This is a genomic window from Vagococcus sp. WN80Y, from assembly GCF_059621045.1.
Map to the genome: position 1 here is coordinate 201,850 of NZ_JCAQHY010000001.1, position 14,864 is coordinate 216,713.

The 14,864-nt window shown below is 38.4% G+C and carries 16 protein-coding genes, 1 pseudogene and 1 other annotated feature; of the genes and pseudogenes, 11 read left to right on the forward strand and 6 right to left on the reverse strand.

What is annotated here, in order from left to right; all coding sequences use genetic code 11:
- Positions 1 to 180 precede the first annotated feature (180 nt).
- The gene (locus tag AC5KOD_RS00980) at positions 181 to 306 is read left to right on the forward strand and encodes an ArsR family transcriptional regulator (protein ID WP_496912753.1); all 126 of its coding nucleotides are present in this window, start codon (positions 181 to 183) and stop codon (positions 304 to 306) included.
- Between the two features lie 471 nt (positions 307 to 777).
- Here the strand turns inward: AC5KOD_RS00980 and AC5KOD_RS00985 are convergent, their stop codons facing one another.
- Entirely contained in the window at positions 778 to 1,122 is a 345-nt protein-coding gene (locus AC5KOD_RS00985; RefSeq protein WP_496912681.1) for a hypothetical protein, read from the reverse strand.
- Positions 1,123 to 1,718: 596 nt separating this feature from the next.
- Between AC5KOD_RS00985 and AC5KOD_RS00990 the strand changes: the two genes are divergently transcribed.
- Both AC5KOD_RS00990 and AC5KOD_RS00995 read left to right on the forward strand, forming a co-directional pair.
- Positions 1,719 to 2,075 carry a winged helix-turn-helix transcriptional regulator gene (locus tag AC5KOD_RS00990; protein WP_496912682.1) on the forward strand — a complete coding sequence of 119 codons (357 nt, stop codon included), beginning with the start codon at positions 1,719 to 1,721 and terminating at the stop codon, positions 2,073 to 2,075.
- 346 nt (positions 2,076 to 2,421) lie between these two features.
- Complete coding sequence (locus AC5KOD_RS00995) at positions 2,422 to 2,586, forward strand: hypothetical protein (protein ID WP_496912683.1); 165 nt, start codon at positions 2,422 to 2,424, stop codon at positions 2,584 to 2,586.
- Positions 2,587 to 2,898: 312 nt separating this feature from the next.
- Here AC5KOD_RS00995 and AC5KOD_RS01000 read toward each other — a convergent pair whose 3' ends face one another.
- Both AC5KOD_RS01000 and AC5KOD_RS01005 read right to left on the reverse strand, forming a co-directional pair.
- Entirely contained in the window at positions 2,899 to 4,683 is a 1,785-nt protein-coding gene (locus AC5KOD_RS01000) for a vWA domain-containing protein (protein ID WP_496912684.1), read from the reverse strand.
- A gap of 11 nt (positions 4,684 to 4,694) precedes the next feature.
- Positions 4,695 to 5,747, reverse strand: a complete 1,053-nt coding sequence (locus tag AC5KOD_RS01005; protein WP_496912685.1) for an AAA family ATPase — start codon at positions 5,745 to 5,747, stop codon at positions 4,695 to 4,697.
- Positions 5,748 to 5,964: 217 nt separating this feature from the next.
- Here AC5KOD_RS01005 and AC5KOD_RS01010 point away from each other — a divergent pair, with 217 nt between their 5' ends.
- From AC5KOD_RS01010 to AC5KOD_RS01020, 3 genes are read left to right on the forward strand one after another with little or no spacing between them, the layout of a single operon-like run.
- Positions 5,965 to 6,384, forward strand: a complete 420-nt coding sequence (locus AC5KOD_RS01010; RefSeq protein WP_496912686.1) for a helix-turn-helix domain-containing protein — start codon at positions 5,965 to 5,967, stop codon at positions 6,382 to 6,384.
- Between the two features lie 19 nt (positions 6,385 to 6,403).
- Positions 6,404 to 7,126: an ABC transporter ATP-binding protein gene (locus tag AC5KOD_RS01015; protein WP_496912687.1), complete on the forward strand. Its 723-nt coding sequence runs from the start codon at positions 6,404 to 6,406 to the stop codon at positions 7,124 to 7,126.
- On the forward strand, positions 7,123 to 7,854 hold the full coding sequence (locus tag AC5KOD_RS01020) for an ABC transporter permease (RefSeq protein WP_496912688.1): 732 nt from the start codon (positions 7,123 to 7,125) through the stop codon (positions 7,852 to 7,854). The genes AC5KOD_RS01015 and AC5KOD_RS01020 overlap by 4 nt, the downstream gene beginning before the upstream one ends.
- 44 nt (positions 7,855 to 7,898) lie before the next feature.
- On the opposite strand, the gene AC5KOD_RS01025 is transcribed toward AC5KOD_RS01020, so the two are convergent.
- Positions 7,899 to 8,225, reverse strand: a complete 327-nt coding sequence (locus AC5KOD_RS01025; protein ID WP_496912689.1) for a hypothetical protein — start codon at positions 8,223 to 8,225, stop codon at positions 7,899 to 7,901.
- A gap of 194 nt (positions 8,226 to 8,419) precedes the next feature.
- Positions 8,420 to 8,665: a binding site (T-box leader), on the forward strand.
- Positions 8,666 to 8,723: 58 nt separating this feature from the next.
- On the opposite strand from AC5KOD_RS01025, the gene AC5KOD_RS01030 reads away from it, so the two are divergent.
- The 4 genes from AC5KOD_RS01030 to AC5KOD_RS01045 are packed head-to-tail and all read left to right on the forward strand — an operon-like array spanning position 8,724 to position 12,679.
- Positions 8,724 to 9,572 carry a MetQ/NlpA family ABC transporter substrate-binding protein gene (locus AC5KOD_RS01030; RefSeq protein WP_496912690.1) on the forward strand — a complete coding sequence of 283 codons (849 nt, stop codon included), beginning with the start codon at positions 8,724 to 8,726 and terminating at the stop codon, positions 9,570 to 9,572.
- 28 nt (positions 9,573 to 9,600) lie between these two features.
- Positions 9,601 to 10,626, forward strand: a complete 1,026-nt coding sequence (locus tag AC5KOD_RS01035) for a methionine ABC transporter ATP-binding protein (RefSeq protein WP_496912691.1) — start codon at positions 9,601 to 9,603, stop codon at positions 10,624 to 10,626.
- On the forward strand, positions 10,626 to 11,285 hold the full coding sequence (locus tag AC5KOD_RS01040; RefSeq protein WP_496912692.1) for a methionine ABC transporter permease: 660 nt from the start codon (positions 10,626 to 10,628) through the stop codon (positions 11,283 to 11,285). Before AC5KOD_RS01035 ends, AC5KOD_RS01040 begins: the two co-directional genes overlap by 1 nt.
- A gap of 35 nt (positions 11,286 to 11,320) precedes the next feature.
- A complete protein-coding gene (locus tag AC5KOD_RS01045) occupies positions 11,321 to 12,679 on the forward strand; it encodes an FAD-binding oxidoreductase (RefSeq protein ID WP_496912693.1) in 1,359 nt (452 codons plus the stop codon).
- A 167-nt stretch (positions 12,680 to 12,846) separates the two neighbouring features.
- On the opposite strand, the gene AC5KOD_RS01050 is transcribed toward AC5KOD_RS01045, so the two are convergent.
- Together AC5KOD_RS01050 and AC5KOD_RS01055 are read right to left on the reverse strand one after the other, a co-directional pair.
- A complete protein-coding gene (locus AC5KOD_RS01050) occupies positions 12,847 to 12,963 on the reverse strand; it encodes a hypothetical protein (RefSeq protein ID WP_496912694.1) in 117 nt (38 codons plus the stop codon).
- A gap of 75 nt (positions 12,964 to 13,038) precedes the next feature.
- Positions 13,039 to 13,335, reverse strand: a complete 297-nt coding sequence (locus AC5KOD_RS01055; protein ID WP_496912695.1) for a hypothetical protein — start codon at positions 13,333 to 13,335, stop codon at positions 13,039 to 13,041.
- Between the two features lie 199 nt (positions 13,336 to 13,534).
- Here AC5KOD_RS01055 and AC5KOD_RS01060 point away from each other — a divergent pair.
- Positions 13,535 to 14,059, forward strand: a pseudogene (locus AC5KOD_RS01060) (nucleotidyltransferase family protein); the annotation flags it as partial.
- Positions 14,060 to 14,864 lie beyond the last annotated feature (805 nt).

Sequence of the window (14,864 nt, forward strand, 5' to 3'; positions counted from 1 at the left end):
GATGAAAAAGGAGCTCCCCTTTGGAAGGATACCTATGAGTATGCCATATTGGCCTCGGAATGGTCTGAGTGAAAGGCGATTTAGTTAATAGTTCGATGGTCATCAATTGATAAATGCCTCATACTATAAAAAAGGTGATGATTGTGTGGAAGGAATCCCAGATCGGGCTGAGGTGTCAAAATACAGCGTGATCTCTCACGGCTTCAACTATTATCAACGTTGATGGATGGGCGCTATTACACAGTAAATGAACCAGCCAAGTTGACAAAAATTACGGCTAGTACAACTTCTTATCACTTAAAATAATGATGGTGATTTCGCCGAAAAAACCGATAAACTCTTACAAACAAAAACAGGCGCTTATTTCCATGAAGAGAGCTCGAACATGTTACCGACATTTGGCAAGGGGGAGATGTCAGTTTTTTGGATGAGTTATTGGCAAAAAAATATGCGTTTATTTCTAATCAATAAGTCTTTATAACTAAAAAGGGGATTATTTATTTTGAAGAATTGGAAATTGATGTTACTGCTTAGCAGGTAATTTAGGCAATGAATTGTATCGGTTTGTTCACAGTAGCCAAAATCGAAGCGTTAAACCAACTGCTTTAGGACGAGAGATAATCGAAGTATTTAGAGATAACTAAATAAGAACTATCCATTATTATCAGGATAGTTCTTATTTTTGATTAGCTTAATGGTTGGTTTTTTTGAAATAATAAAGAGCCAATATAAAAATACTAATAATGCCGCTATAAAGAAATATGAATTTTAAGGCATTCATTCCAATAAAGTACCAAAAACGACAGGCTCAATGGGTGAAGAGTTGAGTAACACATACAGGCATACATTTTCTAACCAGTCGCAAGACATAGCCAAGAGTGGTGAGAGACTCAGCTTGTTTAGCCATGTATGAGTTAGCCGTTGTTTAGTTAGCAACTGCTGAATAAGTGATGAATAAAACAATGCATAAGTTAAAGGATAGAAGGTATCAACTACTAAAAAAATATGGCTGTAAAACATGCGACCTTGAGTCCCAAGTTGTTTTAGATGAGTGTTAATAATAGTGGGAGAGTAATTAAAGGTTAAGTCTAATATCCCATACCCACCTGAGAGTTTTGACAATACCAAAGCTGCTGTTCTCATAATAAACATAGAACTTATGAATAGTGAAAAGTAGCCTACCAGTCTTTTAAGAGAGGAATGATTAGTCATGATCAGGTTGTCTACTCACCAGTAAAAGTGAAAAACTAGCAAGGAAAGTGATCAGAGCAAGAGGTGTCATTAAAAGTCGTTCTTTGACACTTTCTGTAATAAAGGCATTGGAGCCAATTGCCACGAACATAAAAAGGGTACTAAGAATGATAAGTGTTCGTGTAGGCTGTGTTTTTTTATGTGGAAGCAGTCCACCTTGAATGAGGTAATTGTAGCCGACATACCCCCACAAAAGAGCGAATCCCACAGTTAACAAGCGCATATGACCAGAAAAGACAGTATAATTACCACCTAATACATATTCCCCAAAAGGAGCCCCAAAAAGTAATGTGAGATGTAGAAGAGTGTTGGAGAAAAAATTAAGTGCACAGATAATCGCTAACGTTTTTTTAACATGATAACCTCCGTTTTATTGAATTTCTTTGACAATCCTATTATAATTGAGTCATTCCCAAAAAGTTAGTACGCACTTTTTAGGTAGATACTATCAAAAAGGAGAGTGCTGATTGAAAAAAGATCATGATTTTTGTCCGGTTGAAGATTATGGCTACATTGCTATAGAAAAAGTAGTTGATATGATTGCTGGAAAATGGAAGCTAAGGATATTGTATTTATTAACAAAGGATGAGAGCTTAAGGTATGGTGAATTAAAGAAAAAGCTGCCTGGTATTACTCATAAAATGATGAGTATGCAGCTTAAGGAGTTAGAAAAAGATCGATTCATTCTCAGAACAGAATACCCCCAAGTGCCGCCAAAGGTTGATTATCGTTTGACTGAAGTGGGTTGGGGATTGGTGCCAATTTATGAACAACTAGGAAAGTGGTTGGTAGCTTTTAAAGAAGAGTTTCAAGAATTTACTTAACAAATTGAATGAATCTGTCGGGGATGAGATTAACCTTTGACAGGTTCTTTTGTATAAGAAATTATTTTCAGAAAGGAATTGTAAAAATGACAAGACTGACGTTAGTAGAGCCTACTCTAGCAGATGAAGAAGCGATTCTCAGTTACCGTTCGGAATATCCGTTATTTCAACACATTGACGGGACATCTCAATTGACTTAATATAAGGATGTTAAACAGTGGCTAAGTCCATGTGGTTGAACGTAATAATGGTGTTTTAGAAGACATACGATTTGACGAAAAAAGTGGCAAGTTAATCAGGCATTACTGGATTAAGTTATAACGCTAGTGATGGAGGGAGAAAAGATGTGAATGAACCACGAGATAATTTTATTGAAAGTGTTATTTTGGAATTAATTAGTAAAAAAGTTGAGAGAGTTGAAGAGTTGCCAAAAATGTTAAAGAATGTTGATTCTCTAATCGATAAAGAGCGACAATTCCAGCTAGTGATGTATTGTGAATTGTTTGATTAAGATGAATTAGAACTCACAAAAGTGGTGAAGGGAAATCAGTTAGACATTACATTTTAGTATCTGTTTGGATTGATGGAGCAAATCCGGCGTGTAACAGCCTCTGTTAGTGGAGCTTGTCAAGCGCTTTTAGTCATTACAGGGACAAGAGCGTTAGCTGAATTAGAATAGTGCACACTTAAGGAGACCAGTCGCCCTCTTGAATTTAGCTATAGTGATGTTGAGTGTGACGATGTTAGTTTGTTATTTTGAAGGAGGAGGAGGGCTAATCTCAGCCTCCTTCTCTTTTTTTGTGAGCAGCAAGAATAACGTCTTCTACGTGATTCTAAAAATTTCTCCCTTGGCATTTCTAGGGAGCCGTCCTTTAGTTGACATTAAATAGGCATGAGGTCTTTTAATAGTTAATTCGTCACAATAGCCATCAGTAATGATTAGAATAGGACCATCTTTGGGGAAATCAGTTTGTCTGAGCAAAAAATCAACAGCAGGCTGTAAGACCGTTCCACCACGCCCTTGAATTTGAACAGTTCCTGAAATATCCTCAGGTGATAAATAACCGACATCATAGGGCATTGCATCGCAAAAAATCACTCTGACAAGTGGGACATCTCTAGCACGAGCATAACTCGAAATGGCTCCCAGCCCCTTAGCGATAGTTCGTTGATCCATGGAGCCGGAAGTATCAATAATGACGGCAAAGGTGCGATTTTTCAGCTCGTCTTCATGCCAGTGATACGAAGGTCTTGGAATAGCTGGTGTAGCGCTTTGACGGCGACTGAGGCGAGTGTATGTCCGCTTCTTTTCGATGGGAGAAAAGTGACTGTCAAACCAATGTCCCAGCTTAACATCCCAAGATATTGGTGGCAGATATAGCGCTTGAATTTCAGTAATTAGACCTCGGGGTAAAAATCCGCGGCCTTGTTCTTGATGATAGGTTAAGCCAAGAGAAATAGCATTGCGACAAAAGTCGTCAATTGATTGCGCATTGATTGTTGAAATTTGTGTGACGTGTTTGTCGGAAATGATATCTCCTAAGCCAATACCGCGAAGGGTTCTAACTTTTCGATAAAAGCGGATATCTTGAGTTACTCGATCATAAATACTTTCAGCTGAGAGGCCACGCACCTCCTCATCCCACAATAAACCAATTTTAGGTACGCTTCCTACTTTCATTTGAATGAGCCAATCATTGATCACATAGTCGCAAGCTACATTCCAAAAGTATGGATCTCGTCCGTTTAGTCGAGAGGCATGACCTAGGCCAGCGTGTAAAAATTCATGAGCCATGACAAATTTCAATTCTTCAAAATTTAAATTTGCGGCAATATTGATGTAAATGAGTTGTTGATAGACATCTATTGCGGCAACTGATACATCCTGTTCTTGGCAAATTCGAGGGTCTTCGACCAGTTTAAAATTACTAGCAAATGCGCCTAGAAGTGGGTAGTGGTCAACAAACCACTTTTTTGCTTTTTCAGCTAGTGAGTGATTTGTTGAGAAAGAGTCACCAGAAATTTTTGCCATTGCTTCGGAAACAGATTCAGAGATTCCGATTGCAAATAAGCGTGAATAGTCATTGATTCTTTCTAAATCAAATGAATTGAGCTCGACTGCTTTCAGATCAAGTTTTCCTTTGCCATTGGTACTCACAAAGTCAAGCTCTTGATTGTAGCCGTTTAGCAAAAAATGCTCGTACCATTCTTCTTCGGTTTTTCCTTGAAAAGGCAATGAGACTTGTAAATCATCTGGCGCTTTCATCCCCATATCAGCTAAAAATTGAAATATATAGCAATCGCAGGCGCGGTTCCATAGTTGGGGCTGCTCATGCCAAGTAAAGTGTTCCAATGCTAAATGAAGCAGACAATGAGCTAAGACATAGCACCAATCTTCTGGGGAGGCACGGCGTTGACTATTCAAATAAATGTGGCCTTGATTTGTCACATAACCATAGGATTTATCATGATCAAAGCCATTTTTAGTGATGACGATAGAGACACGCTGGAATAGGAAGCTAAAAATGGTTTGTCCTTTTAATCGGTCTCGGCCTAATTCTGCTAGTTCTTGGTTTGTGATTTTTTTATTTTTTGTTTTCTTTTTCACGCAGTAGCCTCCTATTTTTTCGCCAAACGAGGCAGATCCCGAACAATATCAATTAGAAACCAATCTGGTAAATCTTTCTGACTGTTCTCTTTTGCGACCACTACTTGTGCCATTTCTAAAGAAATTTGAGCTAGATCCTTCATTAGTGATTTAATTCGATGAACGTATTGTTTGCCGCGATTATCGAGCATTTCTTTATGGGAGGGCAGTTGTTGCTTTAAATCGGCTCTAAAAGCTTGTGCCAGAAAATAAAGTAAATCTCGATCTTTCGGATCAGAAGGAAAGTGACTTTCTCCATCAATGATGTTTTTTAGTGTGTATTTACTGCTTCGATTTTTTCTAAAGGCAGTGAATTGGACAGCGTGACTGGGTGTTAAGCAACCGCTGGCTAGGACTGCAAGTGAGGTAGCTGTCAACTCATCGCCATATTCTAGCATAGCGTCACTTAGCATGTGCCAAGAGCGCGGTGTGGAGAAGGGCTCTTCTGTTTTAGGTGGCTGAGACCAGAGGTGATCGGGTCTAGTTTGGATATAATCTAAAATATCCTTGTGAAGCTTGGCAGAATAAGCCCACTCTAGCCACTCTTCCGCTGATACGCCCATTTCGACGCAGAACATGCGGTTAACAAGTGCAGATGACATTGTTTTAACAATTGCGTTATCTTGTGCGCGGTTACCAGCTCCAATAATAATTGAACCTTCTGGTAACTCATAATTACCAACTCGTCGATCGTGAATTAAACTGTAAAAGGCTTTTTGTACCTCAGTTGAGCACGCATTCAATTCGTCTAAAAAGAGACAGTAAGGCTCGTCTCTAGCAATCATTTGTGGGGGACAAAATTCTGTTTTGCCATTGATAATTTGTGGGACGCCCATAATATCTTCTGGCGCGAGCTGAGAGCCTAACAATGAGACACATGGAAGCCCAACCTCTTCCGCAAACTTTTCTACTAAGGCGGATTTTCCGATACCTGGCGCGCCGACAATGAAGACAGGTCTAATAACTGCGACATTTAATAAAATAGATGTTAACTCGTTTTGAGTGATTGTTTGTGATAAATTCATAAGGACACCTGTTATTCTTTTTATTTATCCTCCATTATACGATAAAACAGCATATAATGGGAATAATTTAACCAATTCGATTACTTGATTTTTATGCGGTTATTTTAGAGAAGGAGGATGATAATAATTAGGCAACTAAAACGTACAAATATGTTAGGATGAGTTGGTAGAGTATTTTGTTATAGAGATTAAACTAATAGTAGGAGGTAAGCATAATATGTTAAGTATGAATTTATTGAAATTACGAAAAGTTCATGGCTATACACAGGAAAGACTAGCGGAAATCGTTGGAGTATCACGACAAGCTGTTGCAAAATGGGAGGGCGGTGAGTCACAGCCAGATTTAATTAGCTGCCAAAAATTAGCGGAGGTCTATAAAGTGACACTTGATGACTTAGTTAATTATTCAGAAGAGGGAGCAGGTCTTATGATACCTCCAAAAGGAAAACACTTTTTTGGTTCAGTGACTGTTGGGGAGCGTGGCCAAATAGTGATTCCTAAAAAAGCAAGAGACGTTTTTAAAATTGAAGCTGGGGACCAATTATTATTGTTAGGTGATGAAGAAAGAGGGCTAGCGATTATGCACCAACGAAGCTTGATGAATTTTATTGATCTAACGGGAGGGGACATCAGTTAAAAAAGGAGCTTGAAACGTATTGACAAAAAAAGGAATTGTTATGTCTCATCTAACTAAGACCTATGGAAAAACTGTGGCAGTCGAGGAGGTGTCTGCTACCTTTAAGAAAGGGGAAATTACCGCTTTACTAGGCTTAAATGGTGCAGGAAAAACGACCTTAATTAAACTGCTAGGAACATTGGCGAAACCAACTAGTGGGGATGCGACGGTTTTAGGAAAAGGAATCGTAACCGATTATCAGCAGATTAAGCAATTGATTAGTATTTCTCCCCAAGAAAATGCATTTGCGGGTAATTTATCTGTGAAAGAAAATTTAGAAATGATGGCAGGGATTTATCATCCAAAAAGACGAATGGAAGCAAAAGTTAGTGAGATGATTGAGTTGTTTGATTTAGCGTCAGTTATCAAAAAGAAGGGCAAAGAATTATCAGGAGGCTGGCAAAGAAGAGTCAGCATTGCTATGGCCTTAATTAGTGAGCCGAAGGTCTTGTTTTTGGATGAGCCGACATTAGGATTAGATATCGTTATTAGACGGCAACTGTGGCAAGCAATTGAACAACTAAAAGGGAAAGTGACGATTATTTTGACGACACACTATTTAGAAGAGGCGACGGCTTTAGCGGATAACATTTGTGTGATGAAATCTGGAAAGATTATTGCTTTTGGAACAGTTGCCTCATTAAGGGAAGAAGGAAAATCCTTCGAAGAAATCTTTATGGATATGGTAGGTGAAGGTTTGTGAGAACGAAAGTATTTGCAGTTAGGACAGCCAAAGAAATTTTAAGAGATCCGCTTAATTTATTTTTCTGCTTTATCTTTCCGTTAGTACTATTGCTACTTTTATCAGCCATTCAGCAAAAAATTCCAGGAGATGTTTTTAAAATAGAGTTGCTTGTTCCAGGGATTGCCATTTTTGGTTTGTCTTTTATGTCCCTATTTAGCGCTTCTTTACTTGCTAAAGATCGAAGTTCGTCGTTGTTAACGCGGCTTTATACGAGTCCAATGACTGCCACAAACTTTATTGTAGGCTATTGCTTACCATTAGTGCCAATTGCCTTGATTCAGAGTGGATTGTGTTATCTTACTGGGATTTTTTTAGGGATGAAAGTGACGATAGGAGTGTTCTTTTCATATGTGTTAGTCATCCCAAGTAGCGTTGTGTTTATCGGCCTTGGGCTACTGTGTGGGACTGTATTGAATGAGAAGCAAGTAGGAGGTGTCTGCGGCGCGTTGTTGACCAATTTGACTGCTTGGTTTAGTGGTGCTTGGTTCAATCCAGATATGGTTGGTGGTATTTTTAAACGGCTAGCAGATATTTTGCCATTTAGCCATGGAGTTGAGATGGGAAGACTGTCGATTAGTTTGGATTATCAGCAGGTAGGCCCACACTTGATTGTTGTGTTAGGTTATGGTGGTGTCCTGATGTGGCTTGCTGTGAGTCTTTTTAGACAAGGGATGCGACGAGAATAGCGTGAGTTGAGATCGGCTCGATTAAAAAATGCTCGAGCCCTAAATTATGGGTCAGTTTGGTAGGTTTTGTCTTTATGGCGAGTTTGCGGTTGATTTTTTTTTAAGCTTGTTCGTAAAAGCCGAGAAATTTTGACATATTTTTTTAATTGTTGGTAATTTCGTTTAGAAATATAGACTTTTTTTGTAAAAGGGATTTTAATGATTTGTTGAAAAATGTGCTGTTTATCTCTGTATATATAGGATTCTACAGTAATGCGGTATCTAAAGCCCCAAGTTTCATTTGGAAAATGTTTCTTGTATCTTGACCAATTTCGTTCAAGGTGTCTAATTGAGCGAATTCGTTTTTGAAAAGTAGCTTCTTTTATGAACATTATCATCACTTCCTATATATGTTGATTATATAAGGGATATTGAGCAATTGCAATTGCAATGTCTTAATTATAGGAAAACTTTTAGTTTTGTTTAAAGTTAGTTTAATGGTGAAAAGGACTAAAAAATCTTGACTTTCTGGCAGATATTCTATATAATTAGTAATTAATGAGAAAATGATTAATAAAAATGAAGAAAAAATGCAGTGATAAGAAGAGTATAGAAGACCTATTTTACAAGAGAGTCTCGGAAGCTGAAAAGAGATAAAATGGTTGTATTCTAGAAGATGGACTTTGAGCAGAGTTGGTGAGCGAGTTGTAAGCTAACTACGGGAGCGCCCGTTATAGCGAAGCAGTCAATGACTGTTTAAGGTTGGTATTGTGAAATACTGACAAATTAAGGTGGTAACACGAAACGAGTCTTTTAAGCGTTCGTCCTTATAGTGAATTGCACTATATGGGCGAGGGCTATTTTTATACAAAAAATTGGAGGAATTTAACATGAAAAAATGGAAAAAATTAGTATTAGTTGCAGTAGTAGGCTTATTGTCAGTGAGTGTTGTTGCTTGCGGAAAAAAAGAAGAAAAGAAGGTTGATGCCAATAAAGCTAGTAAAGAGTCGAAGGAGTTAGTTATTGGTGTTTGTCCTGGACCATACGGTGACATGGTGACAGACGTCATTGCGCCATTATTGAAGGAGAAAGGATATGCGGTGACAACTAAATTATTTAATGATTATGTTCAACCAAATAAAGCTTTGGCAACGAAAAAGATTGATGCCAACTTGTTCCAGCATACTGCTTATTTAGAAAAGTTTGCAGCAGATAACGACCTAGACTTGACAGCAGTTGGTCAAGTACCAACATTAGGTATGGGGATTTATTCTGACAAATTAAAAGCGTTGGCCGATTTATCAGAAGGAGCAAAGGTATCAATTGCTAATGATGCGTCTAATTTAGCGAGAACACTGCAATTACTACAAGCCAATCAATTGATCACGATTAAAGATGGAATTGATGAAACTAAAGCAACGGTTAACGATATTGATGAAAATAAGAAAGAATTAGATTTTAAAGCGTTAGATGCCGCGCAGTTATCTCGTTCGCTAGAGAATGTTGATATTGCTTTAATACCTGGTAACTTTGCATGGGCGGCTGAATTAAACCCAGCAGATGCTCTTGCTTTAGAAACGTTGCAAGAAAAATATAAAAATATCGTTGCAGTTCGTACGGAAGATAAAGAGTCTGATTTTGGTAAAGCGTTGGCCGACGTTCTAGCTAGTGATGAATTTAAAGCAGCCATCAAAACATCTGATTTTAAAGATTTTGATCAGCCGGAATCTTGGAAATAGTTGGCCTTAATTATAGAGGAGCATAAGTATGAGTAAAATAGAATTAAGAAATGTGTCAGTTCACTTCCAGCAAAAAAAACGTCAAATTACAGCGGTGGATGATGTCTCTTTAAAAGTAGAAAAGGGAGAGATTTTCGGAATTGTTGGTCTGAGTGGTGCCGGTAAGAGTACGGTTGTGAGGACCATGAATTTGTTACAGGTTTCAACGAATGGGCAAATACTAATTGATGGGCAAGATGTGACTCAAGTACGAGGGAAAAGTTTAAGTGACCTGAGAAAAAAAATTGGCATGATTTTTCAGCATTTTAATTTAATTAGTAATAAGACGATTGGAGCGAATATTCTTTTTGCTTTGAAGGCCGCTAATTACCCTAAGGAAAAACGAGAAACGCGCGTAAAGGAGCTATTAACGTTAGTTGATCTCAGTGATAAAATTAACGATTATCCTGCTAATTTGTCAGGGGGGCAAAAGCAGCGGGTGGGGATTGCTCGAGCTTTAGCGAATAACCCAGAGATTTTATTATGCGATGAGGCGACTAGTGCGTTAGATGTGGAAACGACGGAGGAAATTATTAATTTACTAGAAAAAATTAATTGCCAGTTAGGACTAACAATTGTTTTTATTACCCATCAAATGGAAGTTGCCAAACGCCTTTTCCATCGTGTAGCAGTTATGCAAGATGGAAAGATAGTTGAACAAAATGAGACATTTGAAATATTTGGTAAGCCTCAACACCCTTTTACACAGAAGCTGGTGGGTCGACATATGAATTTGGTTATTCCAAATGAATTGTTGCAGAAGTTTTCATCAGGTGTACTTTTGGAACTGACTTATTTGGATGATAATGCATTAGAACCGCTAATCGCTAACGTTTCTCGCCAAATCCCTGTGCTGCTCAGCATTACTCATGGCAAAATTGAATACATTCAAAATAAAGCCATTGGGCGACTTATTATTCATGCTGATGGCGAGCCTGAGGAGATTGAACGAGCGATTGGTTTGATACGTGAACAAGTGGATACCTTAAAAATCATTGGAAAGGAGAAGGTTTAATGAATGAAACGTGGCAGATTCTTCAACAAGAATTACCCAAAGCACTGTTACAAACAGCGCAAATGGTGTTGATTGCAACAGCGATTGCCTTAGTAATTGGTGGTGCGTTGGGATTATTACTCTATTATACTAGCCACCCGCTTTTCATGAAAAAGGGTGTTCTTTACTCGATGATGAGTTTTATTGTGAATGCAGTTCGCTCTCTACCTTTTCTGATTTTGATGGTGGTATTAATTCCTCTAGCAACCATTATTGCTGGTGACCCTTACACACCAAGTGGTGGGGCTGTCTCATTAACAATCGCTGCGATACCTTTTTTTGCTCGAATTGCAGAAGGAGCTTTTGCGGAAGTTGATCACGGAGTTTTAGAGGCAGCTATTGCAACAGGGGCAAGTAAGTCCTTGATTTTTAAAGAGGTCATCTTTCCTGAGAGTCTTCCTAGTTTAATTAGAGGGATCGTTTTGACTATTATTAGTCTGATTGGTTACTCAGCGATGGTTGGAACAATAGGTGCTGGTGGTGTAGGCGATTTAGCTATTCAATATGGTTATTACCGTTACGAAACAGGCGTATTAGTTGTGGTTATTATCCTACTGGTCATTATTGTGCAGGTCATTCAGTGGATTGGTGATTTTTTTGCACGTGCTTTGAAGAAGTAAGTACTTATTTTGTGGCACATCGTGGGAGGGATAGAATGAAACGTCTAATTGAGATCTGTGGCGAAGAACGTGTCATTAAATCTGAGTTGATACCGGATCGCTATTTGGTAGATTCAGTAACAGGTAGAAAAGGAGAGGCATACGCTTTGGTTTTTCCTCTGACAACTGAAGAAGTCGTTGATTTAGTTGTATATGCTAAAATTGCTGATTTAAGTCTGATTGTTAGAGGCGCTGGAACTGGGTTAACAGGTGCTACTTTACCTGTTCGCTCAGAAGTGTTGTTGGATTTCTCTCAAATGAACCAGATTATTGACTTTGATGTTGAAACTCTGACGTTGACTGTGGAACCTGGTGTGACTTTAGCAGAAATTCAATCATATGTAGCTGAAAAAGGGTATTTTTATCCGCCAGATCCAGGCTCTAAAGAGGCAACTATTGCGGGAACAATCGCGACAAATGCAGGTGGAATGAGGGCTGTAAAGTACGGAGTAACTCGGAATTATGTGCGTAGCTTAGAAATAGTCTTGTTGAGTGGAGAAACTTTACCAGTAGGAAGTATCACTGAAAAGAACAGTTCAGGCTATGATTTAAAAGATCTTTTTATTGGTTCAGAGGGAACATTGGGAATTATTACAAGGGCTCAATTACGGGTTATAGTACCGCCAAAGGTTAGTCAATCAATGTTAATTTCTTTTGCAAATTTAGAAGCAATTTCCAAAACGGTTCTAGATATAATTTCAAGCCATGTTGAGCCGACAGCATTGGAGTTTTTTGAAAAAGAGGGCATTGCGTATAGTGAAAAAGACCTTGGATTTCAGTTGCCACTAAGTTATGGCTCTGCTTATTTACTATTAACGGTCGATGGTCAGACGATTACTGAGCTGACGGACCGGATTAACCAGGCAGTTCAGCTTGCTAATAATAATGGTGGTTTAGACAAACTGACACTGTCTGGTCAGTTTGCAGATCAAGTTTGGCAGTTGCGAGGTAACATAGTTGCGGCAATTGAAAAGATTAGTCAACAAGAACCGTTAGATGTAGTCGTACCAATTAATAAGATCACGGAAACCATAAGCTTCATGAAAGCTTTAGGTGACCATTACGAACTGCCGATTGTCTGTTTTGGCCATGCAGGCGACGGGAACATTCATGCGTGCATCATGCGACGAGAGTTGCCAGAACAAGAGTGGGAGACTCGCTTAGCTCAATTATTAAGTGACCTTTATCACTATATATCTAATCAGAAAGGGTTGCCTTCGGCTGAACACGGTATTGGATTGTTGAAAAAAGAGTATTTCTTGAAAGAGACAAATCCTGTTTATCTCAAGTATCTGAGTGAAATAAAACAAGTTTTTGATCCCGATAATCGGTTGAATCCGACGAAACTTATATAGAAAAAAGCAGCGATTAGCCTTTGTTGGCTTTGTAGTGACCCCTAAAAGTTGGACTTTTTGAGCTTGGGACATTAGTCTCAAGATAAATAAAACAGAAGGCCGAAAATCGTAAAAATGATTTTCAGTCTTCTGTTTTTTAGTTTATTGGGAGAATTCGTCTTGTTTGATCACTTACTTAGCCTATACTTCCTCAAATATACAGCCATTAGCGCAAACCCAATTTCATTGTGCGTCTGCTGTTTTCCTCGAACAGAGAACCGAGTGAAACCTAAACAAGCCTTCAAATGGCCGAAAGCTGGTTCAACGTCAATTTTTCGTTGACGGGAGTTGTTGTATCGTTGCTTTAAAGTATTCCCAGTTCATGTTCTTTTGAATCTCGCGATTCTTATCACTTTTCGCCCATCAGGACAAAGAAACGTATCATCTAATTCCTGATAAGGCCAGTTTGCGGGAAGGAACGGGTTTTGTTTAAATTTTTTCTTTTGTTCTTTATGATACATGGCATAAGTGATGAGCGGTGTTCGCTCATGCTCTTCTAAAACAGCTTGATAATTTTCTTCTCCTCCGTAGCCTGCATCTGCGATATTATTGTTTTCTAACTGAAAACTAAAATCTAGAGGAAGAATGACTTGATTTGTGGTATAATTTTTAAACATAAGGACACCTCGTTAGTTTATTTGTTTAGTCACTTTTATTTTAGCAAAGGTGTTCTTATTTTAATACTAAAAAATAATCCAGATGCCAATCAATTTGATTGGTATCTGGATTTTTCGTTAGGACTTATGTCCCAAGCTCTTTACTAATTTCATTGACAGGATAGAATAAGACTGATTTGTTGGAGAGGAGGGAGATTGAATGAAGAGCTGTGGCATTATAACAGAATATAATCCGTTTCATAATGGACATGCTTATCATTTAGCGAAGGCTCGTCAGGTTAGTAAGGCCGATGTGGTTGTGGCAGTAATGAGTGGGAATTTTTTACAGCGAGGAGAACCAGCTATCTTAGATAAATGGCGTCGTGCGGAAGTTGCGTTGAATTATGGGGCGGATTTGGTAATAGAATTACCGGTTGCTTATGCTGTTCAGTCGGCTGATTATTTTGCTGAGGGAGGAGTAAAGCTGTTACAGACTCTTGAGGTTGATAGCCTATGCTTTGGAACGGATTCCGATGAAACCCTGAACTATCAGGCTTTTGCTGAGTTTAATGAGGAACACCAAGAGGCGATATCCCAAGCTTTTCAACAGATTCGCAATAAGGGAATGAGCTATCCTCAACAAATGACAGAGGTCTATCGTGAGCTTTATCCTGCTGATCGAGAGCCCTCCTCAGGATTATTACCGAAAACCATTCTATTTGAGATAATCAAGAAAAACGCTTCCAATTAGGCGGTGAGCGTGATATAATGAGTAAATTACATGAAATAGTTGGCTAAAGTGTTATTAAATAACAGATTGACTTTCCAATTTTTACCGATGCGTGATGAAATCACGCAATAGATGATTTGTGATTAAAAGTTAATCTGAAGTCAGTGGTAATAGTGAATTTGGATTAATTTTTCGTTATTTTATGCATGATACTATCACGCATGATTTTGGGTTTCTATTTTTGAAGGATAACGATAGTGGTCAATTTTCCTATAAATTTGAGAGGCTCAAATTGAAATCGTGTTGCGAGTTAACTGGGTATAAATTAATTAAAAAAATGGAGTGGTGTCACGCGGCATGTGACAAAAAAGTGGTGGTATGGTTGAGCTATGTGAGTGAGATGTAGGAATTTAATCCGTATAGCCAAGTATAGAGCCTTGAACAAGTGTGTGTAGAATAGATGTCTCCCATTTTGAGCAATTAAAAGCGATTAAAAAAATGGAGTGGTGTCACGCGGCATGTGACAAAAAAAGTGGTGGTATGGTTGAGCTATGCGAGTGAGATGTAGGAATTTAATCCGTATAGCCAAGTATAGAGACTTGAACAAGTGTGTGTAGAATAGATGTCTCCTATTTTGAGCAATTAAAAGCGATTAAAAAAATGGAGTAGTGTCACGCGGCATGTGACAAAAAAGTGGCGGTATGGTTGAACTACGTGAGTGAGATGTAGGAATTTAATTCGTATAACCGAGTAATAGCGCCTTGAACTGGGGCTTGTGTGGAATAGATATTTCCGATTTTGAGCAACTAAAAGTTATTAA

Coding starts and splice junctions, on each gene's coding strand:
- AC5KOD_RS01005 (WP_496912685.1), bottom strand. CDS start 5,747: ATGAATTTATCACAAACAATCACTCAAAACGAGTTAACATCTATTTTA.
- AC5KOD_RS01010 (WP_496912686.1), top strand. CDS start 5,965: ATGTTAAGTATGAATTTATTGAAATTACGAAAAGTTCATGGCTATACA.
- AC5KOD_RS01025 (WP_496912689.1), bottom strand. CDS start 8,225: ATGTTCATAAAAGAAGCTACTTTTCAAAAACGAATTCGCTCAATTAGA.
- AC5KOD_RS01030 (WP_496912690.1), top strand. CDS start 8,724: ATGAAAAAATGGAAAAAATTAGTATTAGTTGCAGTAGTAGGCTTATTG.
- AC5KOD_RS01035 (WP_496912691.1), top strand. CDS start 9,601: ATGAGTAAAATAGAATTAAGAAATGTGTCAGTTCACTTCCAGCAAAAA.
- AC5KOD_RS01040 (WP_496912692.1), top strand. CDS start 10,626: ATGAATGAAACGTGGCAGATTCTTCAACAAGAATTACCCAAAGCACTG.
- AC5KOD_RS01045 (WP_496912693.1), top strand. CDS start 11,321: ATGAAACGTCTAATTGAGATCTGTGGCGAAGAACGTGTCATTAAATCT.
- AC5KOD_RS01055 (WP_496912695.1), bottom strand. CDS start 13,335: ATGTTTAAAAATTATACCACAAATCAAGTCATTCTTCCTCTAGATTTT.